Source organism: Lysobacter sp. 22409 (genome assembly GCF_052045105.1).
Classification (GTDB): Bacteria; Pseudomonadota; Gammaproteobacteria; order Xanthomonadales; family Xanthomonadaceae; genus Lysobacter; species Lysobacter antibioticus_B.
On sequence record NZ_JBQEOE010000003.1, the window covers coordinates 40,485 to 55,787 of the forward strand.

4 protein-coding genes and 1 tRNA gene are annotated in these 15,303 nt (G+C 58.9%); all 5 read right to left on the reverse strand.

What is annotated here, in order from left to right; all coding sequences use genetic code 11:
- Nucleotides 1-270: 270 nt before the first annotated feature.
- The 5 genes from ACTJJK_RS02250 to ACTJJK_RS02270 all read right to left on the reverse strand — a co-directional run bounded on the left by ACTJJK_RS02250 (nucleotide 271) and on the right by ACTJJK_RS02270 (nucleotide 15,144).
- The gene (locus ACTJJK_RS02250) at nucleotides 271-10,212 is read right to left on the reverse strand and encodes a calcium-binding protein (protein WP_440729354.1); all 9,942 of its coding nucleotides are present in this window, start codon (nucleotides 10,210-10,212) and stop codon (nucleotides 271-273) included.
- A gap of 21 nt (nucleotides 10,213-10,233) precedes the next feature.
- On the reverse strand, nucleotides 10,234-10,839 hold the full coding sequence (locus tag ACTJJK_RS02255; RefSeq protein ID WP_440729355.1) for a hypothetical protein: 606 nt from the start codon (nucleotides 10,837-10,839) through the stop codon (nucleotides 10,234-10,236).
- A 26-nt stretch (nucleotides 10,840-10,865) separates the two neighbouring features.
- Complete coding sequence (locus ACTJJK_RS02260; RefSeq protein ID WP_440729356.1) at nucleotides 10,866-12,287, reverse strand: HlyD family type I secretion periplasmic adaptor subunit; 1,422 nt, start codon at nucleotides 12,285-12,287, stop codon at nucleotides 10,866-10,868.
- A 4-nt stretch (nucleotides 12,288-12,291) separates the two neighbouring features.
- Nucleotides 12,292-14,451, reverse strand: a complete 2,160-nt coding sequence (locus ACTJJK_RS02265) for a type I secretion system permease/ATPase (protein WP_440729357.1) — start codon at nucleotides 14,449-14,451, stop codon at nucleotides 12,292-12,294.
- 617 nt (nucleotides 14,452-15,068) lie between these two features.
- Nucleotides 15,069-15,144 (reverse strand) — tRNA-Thr (locus ACTJJK_RS02270).
- Between the last annotated feature and the right edge of the window lie 159 nt (nucleotides 15,145-15,303).

Here is a 15,303-nt window from a genome sequence, read left to right on the forward strand (position 1 = left end):
CGCGGTGCTCGAGCATCTGTGAAAGCGAGCCGCGCGTACAACAATAAAGCCCCCGTATTGGCCGGGGGCTTAAACTTATTTCTGCTGATATCTGCCGAGCCGGTGGCCAGGCAGCTCGCTCGCCTCCGGCGTTATTTGATTTGGGCAGAAGAGTCGAACCTGCGCCCTACCATCGACCCTGCGCGGCTTCCGCAACAAGGCGGAGCCGGTGCGGTGAACGATGCAGGAAAACGGAGCCGCCATTGGCGGCTCCATATCCAAAGTCCGGCCTCAGAGCAAGGCCGGCTCGTGCTGACGCCACTGCAGCCGTTCTTCCCGCAACGCGGCAACGACGAGCTCTCCAGCGGTCGGAAGCCTGTCGAGACCGTGGTCCACCGCGGTTGCGGCGGGATAGGCACTCATCGCACCGATCAGCGACTGAAGCTCGGCATTTCCTTGCGGAGCGGCAACCTCCATCTTCCTCATGCTCCACTGCTGCCAGGTGATACCTCGCAAGTCCGCCCCGCTATCGGCAGTCGGCGCGGAAAGCATCTGCTGCGCCGGCAACGATCCGCTCATCGTTGCAGAAGAACCGCTTCCGACCACGGCTTCGATATCGGATTGCGACCAGACGGTACCATCGGCGAAACGGATACGCTCGACCGCATTCGGCAGACTGGCGGACGAACGCGACAGGTAATAGGAAGCGACGACGATCGCATCCGCGCTCTCGTTCAACTCGACTCGCAGATCGTCGTTCACCCGAGACAAGCGCACATCGGAAGTCGAGATGCCGGCACCGAAAACGATCTCGTCGGTATCGGTCGGCAGCGCCGAATCGACGTAATCCGAGATCCGATCGAAGCCGAAACCCCGCTCGAACAGATAGCTGTCGCTACCCGCACCGCCGAACAAGGCATCGTTCCCGCTTCCGCCGATCAGGGTGTCGTTGCCGGCGTCGCCCGAAAGCAGATCGTGACCCTCGCCGCCTTCGATGCGGTCGTTCCCGTCCATACCGGACAGCACATCGTCACCGGCCAGGCCCGCGATGAGGTCGTCTCCGTTGAAACCGCCGATGGTGTCGTTGGCTGAGTCTCCGGTCAACAGTCGCTGCTTGATCTGGTCGTAGCCCCACTCGCTGCCGTCATGGAAACGGACGACATCGATCGAAAGATGATCGCGGTCGCCGTTGTCGTCGAAATACCCCTCGACGGTCAGCTGATCGGCAGTGCCGCGGATCTTCAGCAACAGATCCCGTCCCTGGCGCGAAACTTGCAGATCGCTTGCGACGATACCCGAACCGAGGCTGACCACGTCGGTGGTCGCATCGCCATTGCGAGTCGCCCCGGTGTCGCTTGCTTCGGAAAGGATGCGATCCCGACCGTAGCCGCGGGTAAAGAAGAAGGTATCGCTGCCGCTGCCGCCGAGCAGGGTATCGTCGCCTTCGTCGCCGCTGAGGTGATCCATGCCCTCGCCGCCGGCCAGACTGTCGTTGCCCTGACCGCCGAACAGCATGTCGCTGCCCTCGTCGCCAGCCAACGAGTCGTCGCCGAAACCGGCGTTAAGGACATCGACTCCCTTTCCGCCGCTGAGACTATCGCCCCCGCTTTCTCCGTTCAGGAAGTCGTTACCGGAGCCGCCTGAAAGCGAGTCGTCGCCGATATTGCCCAACAACCGATCGTGGCCCGATCCGCCAGACATGAAGCTTCCATGGATACTGGCCCACAGTTGATCGTCGCCGACCCCGCCAAACAATCCGTCATCAAAACCTCGGCCATAAAGCGTGTCGTTGCCTTGACCGCCCGAAACCGCGGACCGGTGGCCCCCATCGGTATACATGACATCGACGCCATCAAGGTCCTTGCGTATGGGCCAGAACGGCCCCGTATCGGAGCCCTGCGCGTAACCCGATGCGTCTTCTTCGGCTTCTTCGGGCGGGACATCGCTCGCAGATGCCAGATGCGCGGTGATCTGCGCGGTGCCCCAGACCGTACCGTCGGCAAAGCGGATCTGGCTGATGGCCCGAGCCGTTTCCCCGTCGGCGATGTAATGCCCCTTCACGGTCAGCGACTCGGCGCCGCCGACGGTAGCGATGATCAGATCCAAACCGCTGCGGCTCAGAACGATGTCGGCCGGACCGATGTCCGCCTTGAGCTCGACGGAATCGACATCCTCCAGACGCCCCTCGCCATAGACGACCGTATCGTGTCCATCACCGCGGCCGAAACGAATCACGTCCCGGCCGAAACCGCCATCGATCTCATCGTTGCCGGCACCGCCGTCGAGGATGTCGGCATCCAGATCGCCCGCCAGAGTATCGTCGCCCGCCCCACCTTCCAGAAGATCCTGGCCATAGCCGCCAAGCAGCCTGTCCGACCCCGCATCGCCCGCGACGTGGTCGTCGCCGTTTCCGCCATCGATGACGTCGTTTCCTTCGCCGCCCACGATCTGGTCGGCCCCAACGAAGCCGTTGAGGACATCGTCGCCGCCTGTCGAAGCAAGCAATTTCGCCCGCACATCCGCTGCCAACCAACGCGTTCCATCGGCGAATACGATCTCGTACGGGGTTGCGTTGTCCTGCCCCTCGACAAACGCGTAATCCCAGATATACAGCAGATCTTCGGTGCCACCGATTCTCAGGGTCAGACCGCCCGTTTCGCGCGACAGGATTATGTCGGCGGATGCAATGTCCGCTCCCAACTCGATAGTGCCGATTTCGCCCGGTTCGCTACCGCTGTATCCGTTCTGGACGTTGTCCTCACCGGAGCCACGACCGAAGCGATATACATCGTTACCCGCTCCACCGAGCAGGAAATCCCGGCCGGCTCCGCCCTCGAGGGTATCGTTGCCCGCTCCGCCATCGATGCGGTCGTCGCCGCCCAGCCCGACAATCACGTCGTCGCTCTCGAAGCCGAGCACATCGCCACCCTCTGTGCTCGCAGACAAGAACTTGGTTCTGATTTGCTCGCGTCCCCACACCGTACCGTCGGCGAAACGGATCTCGGCGATACTCGAGCCCTCGAACCTCAGGAAGTCATCGGTGCCGAGGATGCGCAGCGCATGACCATCGCTGTAGTACTTCGATACCAGCGCCACGTCGTCCGGAGAAACGCCCGCGCCGAGTTGAATGATCGAATCGCCGCCGTGGTCGACGATCTCGTCCATGCCGTAACCGCGACCGAACACATAGGTGTCGGTGCCGCTTCCGCCGAACAGTTCGTCGTTGCCCTCACCGCCATTCAGGACATCGTTGCCCGCATAGCCCGCCAAATGATCCCGCCCGCCGCCGCCGGACAAATTATCGTCGCCCGAGCCACCCAGCAAAGTATCTGAGTCGTCGGTCGCCGATATGCGCATCAGCTCGCGGATCTTGTCCTCGCCGTAAACGGAGCCATCGGCGAAACGAATCTGAACAGGCGTCGAGCCGCTGATATCCAGGAACCCATCCATGCCGCGGAGACGCACGATAGCGCCTGGCTGGTCGTTGCTCTTTCCCTGCAGGATCAGGTTCGAGAGCGAAACCCCCTCGCCGAACTCGATAACGGCTCCACTACCGGCGTCCTCGGCATAGTCTTCGCCATAGCCGATGCCGAAACGGTAAACATTGCGGCCCTCGCCGCCGTAGAGCCGGTCGTCCCCGGTGCCGCCATCGAGCACGTCATCGCCCAGGCCTCCGTACAGGGAATCGCGACCAGCCTCACCGTAAAGACTGTCGTTACCCGTCTTTCCACGCACGGTATCGTCGCCGTCGCCTGCCCGAACTACATCATCGCCTCCGCGGCCCAGTAGGGTTTCGCCGTCGGCCGTTCCCTGCAGGTTCAAACCGGCGCCTACGGCCTGCTCGGCGATGTCGGTCGAGTACCACACCGCGCCGTCAGCGAAGCGGATCTCGTCTATCGCCTCAGCCGGGCGCGAGAAGTAGCCGCTGATCGTAAGCACCGAACCTTCGTACTCATTGCGTAGCAGCAGATCGTCGCCGACCCGCTGCAGCGACACGTCTTCTGCGTACTCATCGACTTCGACAACATCATAGCCGGCCTCCGAACCGCTCTCGACCGAGTTGTCGATGACGTCATTGCCCCGGTCGTAGCGATAGGTGTCGTCGCCAGTGCCGCCCTTAAGCACATCGTTGCCGTAGCCATCTTCACTCCAGGACTGGAACTGCCCGCCGTCGAGCGTGTCGTTACCGGAGCCGCCGTGAATGACGTCATCGCCCACCGTTCCGCGCAGCGAATCGTTTCCGCCTCGCCCAGACAGCACGGATGTGTCGGCGTCGCCGTCATCGCCATACAGCACGTCGTCGCCTTCCGTCGCCAGCTCACCGTTGGAACTGAAAAACGAGTGAATCCGTTCGCGATCCCAGACCACGCCGTTAGCGAAGCGGAAGAACTCGACCGCAAGATCCTGATGACGTGCGGCCAACTCGCCATTCTCGCCACCGTCGAACAGTGCGGCTGCGAACGCGGCACCGCCGCCATCGCCCCCACCGTCCTGACCATCATCCATCCAGCCGAAGTAGTGCGGAACACGCAGCACGTCGTCGGTGCCGCGAATAGACATCACCAGATCGTTGCCTTCCCGGCTGACGATGATGTCCCCATCGGCCACATCGGCACCGAACTCAACAAAGTCGACGCCTTCAGATGCCTTACGAAACAGATTCTGATAATGCTCCGATCCAGTTTCACTATTCGGCTCTCGCACGATGCGGAGCAACGAATCCTGGCCCGAACCGCGGCCGAAACGATAAGTATCGTGGCCCTCTCCGCCTGCGACAATGTCGTCGCCGGCACCGCCGTCGATCACGTCATTACCAACCTGACCGAGCAACTCATCGTTTCCTTGCCCGCCGGACAATACATCGTCGCTGCTATAGCCAAACAGTCGATCGTCGCCGTCGCCAGATTGCAAGACGGCCGCCTTAATCGTCTCAACATCCCAAACCGTACCGTCCGCGAAGCTGATTCTGTCCACAACGAAAGCAGTCTGGACATCGTCGCGGAAAAAATGCTTGACGGTCAATTCATCGTCGCTACCGGCGACAGTCAATACGAGATGATCACCCTCATCGTTGCGCAGGTGCCGCAGCGACACCTCTGCCGGAGTGATACTCGAGCCGAATTTGATCTCGTCGAGATAACCGCCATTGTCTCTGTTGACAGAAACATTCTCGATTCTGTCCAGACCGAAGCCGCGTTCGAAGCGGTAAACATCGTTGCCGCTGTCACCAATCAACTCATCGTCGCCAGCATCGCCGACCAGAACATCGTCGCCCTGCCCGCCGTTCAAGCTGTCCTCGCCTGCCCCGCCGTACAGCACATCGCTGTTCGGACCGCCCCGAATGTCGTCGTCGTCAGCTCCGCCATCGAGATAATCGTTGCCGAACTGGCCGTATAGTCGGTCGTTACCCGCACCGCCGTAAAAACTCTCGGGGCCCATCCCGCCATTGAAGAGGTCCGCAGCGTCTCCTCCCTGATAGCTATAGACCAGCTTCGAATCGACTGCAGTAATGCGCACACCATCGAGGAACTCGATCGTGTGGCTACGCCCCGGGGTCATGAAGCCCTGCAAGCCCAGACTGTTGATGCTGCCGAACTGTAGGAAGTTCAGCACCAGATCGTTGCTGCCCTCTCCGACCACGCCGAAGGTCATGTTCGAGCCGGCATAGTTGAAGTTGAGGCGGATGATGTCGTTACCGGAATCCGGATCGCCCAAGCCGAGCACGGTATCGATACCGAAGCCTACGTCGAAGCGATAGATATCGTTGCCGGCGCCTCCTTCGAGACGATCGCCGCCCTGACCGCCGACCAGGATATCGTTGCCCGTACCTCCGTTGAGGTAGTCGTCCCCTCCCTGTCCGTACAACGTGTCATTGCCTGCACCGCCATATAGGCTGTCGTTGCCCTCGGAACCGTAGAGGACATCGTCGATCGCCGAACCTGTTATCGGGGCCGAAACGTTTAAAATTTCTGCGAGGTGCTCGCGACTCATCGTCGAGCCGTCTGAGAATTGCAGACCAGCCTGCGCATCGGGCGCGAAGAACCCCGAAATGGTCAACGTATCGCCGGTGGTGAGCACCGTGATCACGAGATCGCCGCCGACCGCCCGATAGTCCAGATCCGAGGCAGCGATGCTCGCGCCGAACTGGATACTGTCTGCTGCCGGATTCTCCTCGTCGCCGATGACGATACGGTCGCTACCGAATCCTGCCTCGAACCGGAAAACGTCGGCTCCGCGGCCACCGATCAGGAGATCGTTGCCCATGCCACCAGTAAGCACGTCGTCGCCTTCACCGCCATTCAGTGTGTCCGCCCCTGCATCGCCAGACAGCCTGTCGTTTCCTGAACCACCGTCGATGTAATCCGAGCCGTTGCCGCCGTAAACACTATCGTTGCCGCTGAACTGACGTTCGAAATCATCGCCAAATAGCACATCATCGCCATCCCCGCCTAAGACGATGTCGTCGTTGCCCTGGCCATCGATTCGGTCGTTACCCGCGCCGCCGTCAATCGTGTCGCGTCCGTGCTCCGATGCGACGATCGCTGTGTCGTCTCCGGATATTTCGTCGTCACCGTCACCGCCCATAAGGCGATCAGATCCAGCCCCGCCCCAAATCAAATCATTACCTGCGCCGGCATCAGCACTGTCTTTGCCGTCCCCAGCGCTCAACTGATCGGCCCCTTCCCCGCCCAGAAGATGATCGTCTCCAACTCCGCCCGATAGCTGATCGTCGCCGAGATCGCCGATAAGAATATCGTTACCCCCTTCCCCAGACAGTTGATCGTTATTGTCTCCTCCATCAAGAATGTCGTTCCCTGATCCACCAAAGAGCAAGTCCGAGCCGGTGGCGCCTGCTAAATAATCAGCCCCCTCGCCACCTTGCAATTCGTCGTCACCGAGCCCGCCAGACAGTTCATCATTACCGGCCTGCCCAGCGAGAAAATCCCCACCTTCGCCGCCGTCGAGACGATCATTCCCATCCCCGCCTTGCAAACTGTCATTACCAAGGCCTCCGATGAGTTGATCGTTTCCTTGCTCGCCAAATATGACATCAGCATTCTCACCGCCGTCGAGGAAATCACTACCTCCTCCGCCAAAGATTCTGTCTTGTCCGGCGCCGCCATCGATTACATCGTTTCCGTGATAGTTCAGCGACAATGTCTCAACCGACGCGTCCCCGATGAGCTCATCGTCTCCAGCGCCACCGTCGATCTTATCTGCCGCGCCTCCCCCAAAAATAACATCATTCCCAGCCCCGCCATTTATCACATCGCTACCGTGAAGACTCGCTGCCGTAGCAATATCATCGCCTTCGATATGATCATCACCATCGCCTCCAGTCAGCAGATCACTTCCAGCGTTACCAAAGATAAGATCATTTCCGCCACCGCCATCTATAATATCGCCACCCCCATCTTCCGCAACGACATCGAGCGAGCTCGAATCATTATTATAACGATCCCCGAAAAGGACGTCGGCTCCGTCGCCGCCATATATATAATCTCCGCCGCCCTGACCATAAATCCGATCATCGCCCGCGCCGCCGGAAAGCAGATCGCCTCCCGACACCCGAACAGCAGCGTCATAAAAATCCATGCCGCCTAAAATACGATCCCCGTAGATCACATCGTCGCCGGCATCGCCGCTGATCACATCCCCCTCATTGCCTCCGGCAAGAACGTCGTTACCGTTGCCGCCATTGACAACATCTGCGCCATCGCCTGAAAGCACGATGTCCGAACCCTCGCCAGCATCGATCTGATCTCCACCATCTTTGTATAAATCGGGATTGTATTCATACGTCCTGGCGAAAGAATCTATAACCGCTGCACGATAAAATAAACGCGCATCACTTCTATCGACTGCGCCGCTCCGGACCATCCAAGCAAGGCCGCTGGAAACATAACTATCGGCATTAGCGGCCACTTGCTCAGCAATAAAATCTTCGATTGAAATTGTCTCGTAGGCACTTTCACGCCATACCTGGATAGACTTAGCCCATGTGAAGCTACGATCCGACTCGATAATAATATCGTTACCGTTACCGCCACGAACAACATCGGAACCTGCTCCAGCCTCGATGAAATCATCGCCATCACCGCCGTCGAGCTCGTCCTCCAAGTGACCGCCGGCAATCCCATCGTTTCCGGCATAGCCGTTGATGCGATGACGCTTGGTGAATTCGGATGTTTCCAACGAATTAGCGGCGTCATTGCCGCTCACGACGATGGCATCGGAGCCAACAACGGGCATATCCGGAAGTCCGATTCCCATTTGCCCATTGGACCAATTTTCGACAACGATCGTAGACCCAGTCGCTTCAACAGTAATAACTAACCGGGTTCCGTCTTGGGATTGTGCCGTACTCATTCGATATTTCTTCGATGAAGCCGAATTTCGCCAAGCATTCGCTCCGATCTTCTCGAAGCCGGCTCCCGTTATCTCTTCATCGTCTATCAAGATTCTACCATTACCGTCAGAGTCGGTAATGATGTCGTTGTCCCGAAGCTCATCGGAGTAAAAATAATAGGTATCCCGTCCGGCGCCGCCGATCAAGACATCGAAGCCCTTTCCGCCAAACAGTTCATCATCATTGTCGCCGCCGTTAAGAACATCTGCTTCGCCACCCCCGCTCAGATAATCATTACCGGAACCACCAAACAATTTGTCTGCGCCATTACCGCCAAAGAGCCCATCCGCCCCATTACCGCCAACTAGAATATCATCACCACCGAATGCCCGGATCACGTCATTCCCGGCATATCCAATTACAACATCGGCGCGCTCATCATCTCTTTCATAATTTAACGATACGGCACCCGATTGAAAAACCCATCTAGCATCGGCACCTGGATTTGTGCCAAACCAGCCATCAGGAACTAGTTGACGAAGTAAAATATCAAGATTATTTAGAAGCCCGCGCGCAGCATCGACCAATCCCGGCTTTATTTTCTCCATGTCGATCTTTCTTGCATCGAAAGATACGCCGCCATCGACATTTTCCAGAATTGTCACAAACTGATCCGGCGCCGCGGTATGCGGGGATCTGCCAATACCTTGCTGATACAGATTCATTAATACCGCATCGGCCAACGTCGCCGCGATACTTATTTGAGTTCCCGCATCAATAACAGCGGAATAAGATGTCAGCCCCGCATCGACATCGACTTTATTCATATCCTGCACTAATGCGGTCAGCGACCCCTCACCATGAAACTGCCGCTGAACTAAGAGTTCGATGACGCTGGGCATGCCACTATTTGGACTGCTATTGAGGAGACCCGAAAATACTCTGGGCAAAAGCTCGGGATGATTCTGCACAACCTCGAGGAATTCGTTGGAGCGCAAAAACCCCGTCAACAATGCCATCGAATGAAGCGCGACAGGGTCGCCCTGCGTACTCAGAAGTCCAGCCGGCACCTGGCTTCCCCAGCCCAAAAATGTTTTTGCCTGAGGATCAATTTCCTCGATCGTTCCATATATCTTTCTGATTCCACCTGCAAACAATGGAAGCCATGGAACAACAATGAATCCTAGCGCATCCGAAACCGGCCCAATCACCGGAACTCCGGCATTGGTCACGAGCGATAATGCCTCACCTTTGGTGTATATTTGATGGACATTAGACTGACGCTCTAATCGAGTGGGACTGTCAACGAACCCAGATGGATCCCTCGCCACATAATTGACCAATTTATCGGGTAACTCGTATCCATCGCTTACAAGCTGAGCGCGCAAGGCATCAATGATCGACAGCGAGTCGGCCGACTTAGCGAATGGCGCTTCGTTGAATACGGTAGCCGGAATATCAAATAGCACAGCCATTAGGGATGCGAGCCCGCCCCCCAACGAATGTCCCGTAAAAGTAATAGTTGCTCCTGGATTTTTTTTTCGCATATCCAGATAGAACTTCGCGGCCTGCAGCACTTGCGGCGAAAGGTGCGACGCGGTCGCTGCCGGCACGTTTCCGTAGCGCCAGTCTGGCCAAAATTCTTCATCGGTCGTGCCAGCGAACGATATAACTATCTGGCCCATCCCTTGATAGGCCTTCGCCATGAACCCTGTCTCGGAACTCACATAGCCAGTGACAGGGTCGGTCTCCCAGCCCTCTGGAGCCGGCAACCCATACCAATCGTCGGGTATGCCAAGATTATTTTGAGCCGACTTAACTAACGGCGAGTTTCCATAAACATTGGCTGCAAGCAGCGCATATACAGTTTTGTCGATAGCCATTCTGGACACCTGATAGAATCGTTAGCGGCGCGTAATACCGCAGATATGCTTTCTTTCCGTCAACCAATCCACAAGGAGTTTCGGCTTCTTATTATCAAAATCAAGGTCCGCGCTCGGAAGCTTATCGCGCCAATTAACCACCCCTTTGATATCCTGATCGGCCGCACCACCCCAATAACTTTCCGTCATATTCTTTCTAAGCAGCTCTACCGAAAAGTCTCGTTGAGAAATCTCTAGCCATTCATTCGATTGCCACCGCAGAAACTGCACATCGAAATCTTCCGACGCCTTATTTAGACATCTCTTACTTGGAGAGACCACGATAAACGGAACCCCGTCAAGCACATCGAACGATAGAATCGATTGAGCCGCGCTCCCCTTGAAGAAGCCCCATCTCACATTGCCGGGCGGATAAATGAATTCGTTCCTTCTTAAATATCCTCGGCCGTACTCTAGAAACGAACTGGACGCCCGTGTGGCACGACGATGGACCACTGCAACGCTGCCATCGTTGAGCAGAACCTCCTCACTCCATTTTGCTTCGTCTTCTCGGTCACAGCCCGACATACAGATCAGCACGATCAGGGCAATCCCGGTTTTTTTGATTACTTTTTTCGTGCACGTCATAAATCACCGCTAATGGGGGCGAATGATCAACGCTCTCTAAAAGCCTCACCCGTATGCTGCTGCAGCGGACTCAGCAAGTAGTCGATCACCCTGCGCTTGCCGGTGCTGATCTCGACGCTCAAGGCCATGCCTGGCGTCAGGCGAACCTGCACGCCGTCGATATCGAGCGCGGTCTGGGCCAGCCTGACCCGCGCGGGGAATACCAGCCCCAGCTTTTCGTCCTGTGCGGCGTCGTGCGAGACGCTTTCGACGGTGCCGGTCAGGTAGCCGTAGCGGGTATAGGGAAAGCTTTCGACTTTCACCGTCACCGGCTGGCCGGCGCGCACGAAGCCGATGTCCTTGTTCAACACCGTCGCCTCGACCTCGAGCGCCTCTTCGGCCGGCACTACCGCCAGTAGCGGCTGCGCCGGGGTGACCACGCCACCGACGGTATGCACGGCGAGCTGCTGGACCGTGCCCGCTACCGGCGCCCGCAACTGCATGAGCTTGTCGCGCTGACCGGTCTTGGCCACTTCGGGCGTGAACTGCTGGACTTGTTCGCGAGCCTTGCGCAGCCCGTCCAGGGTTTGCTGACGGGTATCGGCGACCAGCACCTTCAGTTGCTCCTGCGCACCGCTCAGAGCCGATCGAGTCTCGTGCAGCCGACTGCGTTGCGCGGCGAGGTCGCGTTCGGCGGCGATGCGTTCCTGCTCGCGCAGCAGGTATTCGTGCCGGCCGACATACTTGCCCTCGACCAGCTTGGCGTAATCGTCAGCGCGCCCTTTGGCGATCACGGCGCTCTGCTGCAAGGGGCCGATCAGGGACTGCACGGTCTGCAGCTCGGCCTTGCGCTGGCCGATCGCCGCTTCCAGGTTGTCGCGCTTGGCGCTGAAGGCCTGGAATTCGCTGTGCGCGAGCTGCTGCTCGGACTGGAAACGCACCGCCGGCAAGGCCGGGTCCGATGCCAGGATCGGCGCGCCGTGCCCATCGATCGCCGCCGCCAACGCACTCAGGCGCAATTCCGCAAGGCGCGCGTTGACCAGGGTTTCTCCGGCCTTCTCGTAATCGGCGGTGGTCGCGGTGGCGTCTAGCTCGATCAACAGCTGTCCCTGTTTCACCCGCTCGCCGTCGCGCACCAGGATGCGCCGCACCACCGCGGTTTCCGCCGGTTGCAGCACTTTGGTGCGCGAACCGACCACGGTCTTGCCTTGCGCCACCGCGACGATGTCCAGTTTGCCGATACAGGCCCACAACAGCGCCACGCAGAAGAACGCGACGATGATGCGCATCGCCCAGCGCGGCAGCGGCGCCAATGGCGTTTCGATCAGCTCCAGATGCGCGGGCAGGAAAACCAACTCGTCCTGGCTGCGTTTGGGCGGATCAAGCGTCTGGCGCACCGACCAGGCCGCCTTGAAGACACGGCCGTAGCGCGCGACGAAATCGCCGACGGCTTGAAAGACATGCTTCATCGACTTATCCCTGCTGCAGGCGATGCAGATATGCGTAATGGCCGTCCGGTCGCGCGAGCAACTCGGCATGCGACCCGCTTTCCACGATGCGTCCCTTCTCGACCACCACGATGCGGTTGGCGTGACGCACGGTGGAGAGGCGATGGGCGATGATCAGTACCGTGCGCCCTTTGCAGATCGCGCGCATGTTGGCCATCACCGCATGCTCGGACTCGTAGTCGAGCGCACTGGTGGCTTCGTCGAAAATCAGGATGCGCGGGTCGGTGATCAACGCTCGCGCGATCGCGATGCGCTGGCGCTGGCCGCCGGATAGCCCCGCCCCTTGCTCGCCGACCTTGGTGTCGTAGCCTTCGGGCAGTTCGACGATGAAGTCGTGCGCGCCGGCCAGTTTCGCGGCGTGAATCACCCGCTCCAGAGGAATGCCCGGATCCGACAGGGCGATGTTCTCGCGCACGCTGCGGTTGAACAGGAAATTCTCCTGCAGCACCACGCCGAGCTGACGCCGCAACCAGGCCGGATCGGCCAGAGCCAGATCGTGGCCATCAATGAGCACTCGCCCTCGTTCGGGCACGTACAAACGCTGAACCAGCTTGGTCAGGGTGCTCTTGCCGGAACCGGAACGGCCGACGATGCCGATCACTTCGCCCGCGGCAATGTTGAGATCGATGCCGCTGAGCACTTCGGCCGCGTCGGGCCGATAGCGGAAGGTCACGCTCTCGAAAGTCACCTGGCCGCGGATGGGCGGCAGGACCATGCGGCTACCCGGCAGCTCGGTGCGGGTATTGAGAATGTCGCCCAGGCGCTCGACGGAAATGCCGACCTGCTGGAAGTCCTGCCATAGTTGGGCCAGCCGGATGATCGGGGCAGCGACTTGCCCGGCGAGCATGTTGAACGCGATCAGCTGGCCGATCGACAGATCCCCTGCGATCACCAACTGGGCTCCCCAGAACAGGATCGCGATGCTGACCAGCTTCTGCACCAACTGCACGCCTTGCTGGCCGATCGTCGCCAGTCGGGTGACGCGGAACGCGGCACCGACATAGCCCGCGAGCTGGTTGTCCCAGGTGCGGGTAACGCGCGGATCGACCGCGGTGGCCTTGATGGTGCCGATGCCGGTTACCGTCTCGACCAGGAACGATTGATTGTCGGCGCTGCGGGCGAACTTTTCGTTGAGGCGCTTGCGCAATACCGGCGTGATCGACGCGGACCACAGGGCGTACACCGGTAGCGAAATCACCACGATCAGGGTGAGCCAGCCGCTGTAGTAGAACATCACCGCGAGAAACACCACGGTAAAGAACAGATCGAGTACCGAGGTCAGCGCCTGCCCGGTAAGGAAGGTACGGATGTTCTCGAGTTCGCGCACTCTCGCCATGGTGTCGCCGACGCGGCGCGACTCGAAGTACGCCAACGGCAAGGCCAGGATGTGCCGGAACAGCCGCGCACCTAACTCGACATCGATCTTGCTGGTCGTGTGCGCGAACACATAGGTACGCAAACCCGACAAGACCACGTCGAATATCGCGATGGATACCAACCCGACCGCGATCACGTGCAGCGTGGTAAGGCCGTGATGCACCAGCACCTTATCCATCACCACCTGATAGAACAGCGGCGTGATCAGGGCGAACATCTGGATGAAGAACGATACCGCGAACACCTCCAGCAACAGCTTGCGGTACTTCACCACCGCCGGCACGAACCAGCTGAAGTCGAACTTGGCGAGTTCACCCAAGACGGAAGCCCGCGATGCGACCTGCAGCAATCGCCCTGCATAGCGCGACTCGAACTCGGCCATCGACAGGCTGCGCGGCCGCTTCTGCACGAGATCGTGGATCAGTACCGTGTCGCCGCTGACTTTGGCGACGATGAACGACTCCCCGTTCTCGACCAATGCCAGGGCCGGCAGGCTCGCCATGCCGATACGCCCGGCAGGCTGCGCATTGATGCGCGCTTTCAGCCCGAGCTGTTTGGCGGCAAGCAAAAGTCGAGTGTCGTCGAACGCTTCGCTACCGGCACCGTGTTGGTGGCTGAGCTGAGCGGCATCGGCGGCGATACCGTGAAACTGGGCCAACAAGACCAGCCCGGCCAGAGCGAGATCCGGCGGATTACCAGGCGCAACGACGGTGTCTACGACCGCAAGCGCCGCACTTCCCTGTGACATTCGAACCGCCCTTCAAGTGATGCTATGGCACTGCAATGAATGCCTTCCCCAATACGATCAGCGTCACATCGGGAAGGTTCGACTGTCAAGAAATAATCGGCAGTTCGCATGCATATTCAGCTTGTTCATCAAACGACCTGCCAGATGAATGTGCTTACTTGCGAACCCCCTGACCCCGATAAGTCTAAGGCGAGCTCGTGTCAGGACTTGAGATCGGGCGATGGAACAAACTGACCGAATCAAAATCGCCCGGACGAGTTTCTTTCATATAAATGCTTAAGAGGGCGTTCCGTTGAGAACTGCTTAAAAGCACAGATGACGATTGCTCTAAATCGGCCCTACAAAATCTGCCACGAGCGTCATGCGAGTGGAGTAGGCGAAGACTGGGGCCGGGCTCCAAAATTCATGGAGCCGCCCCTCACAAAAAAGTCCCTGCTGGACTATGGACTGTCTCAGGAAGGCCGGCTATCGGAACCTTTGGCTGGCAACTGTATCTTTCCAAGCCCGCATGCCGCTCCACAAAAAAGCCCCGCTTTGGGCGGGGCTTTGAAGCGCTTCCGGAAGGCGACCAGCCATTGGATCGTTGGCCGGGCGGTTGGCTTGCCTTCTGGGTTACGTGGTGCCGGAAATAGGAATCGAACCTACGACCTACGCATTACGAATGCGCCGCTCTACCAACTGAGCTATTCCGGCTAAGACCGCAATTCTAGGCGGCGACGGTCTGCGCGGTCAATCGACCGGGGCCGGAACGGCCCTGGCGAGCGAATGGGAACCACCGAGGTACCTACCGCAGCGCCGCCGCGCATATCGACTTCGATGAGCTCGGCACGAGTCCCTGCACTGTGGAATGAG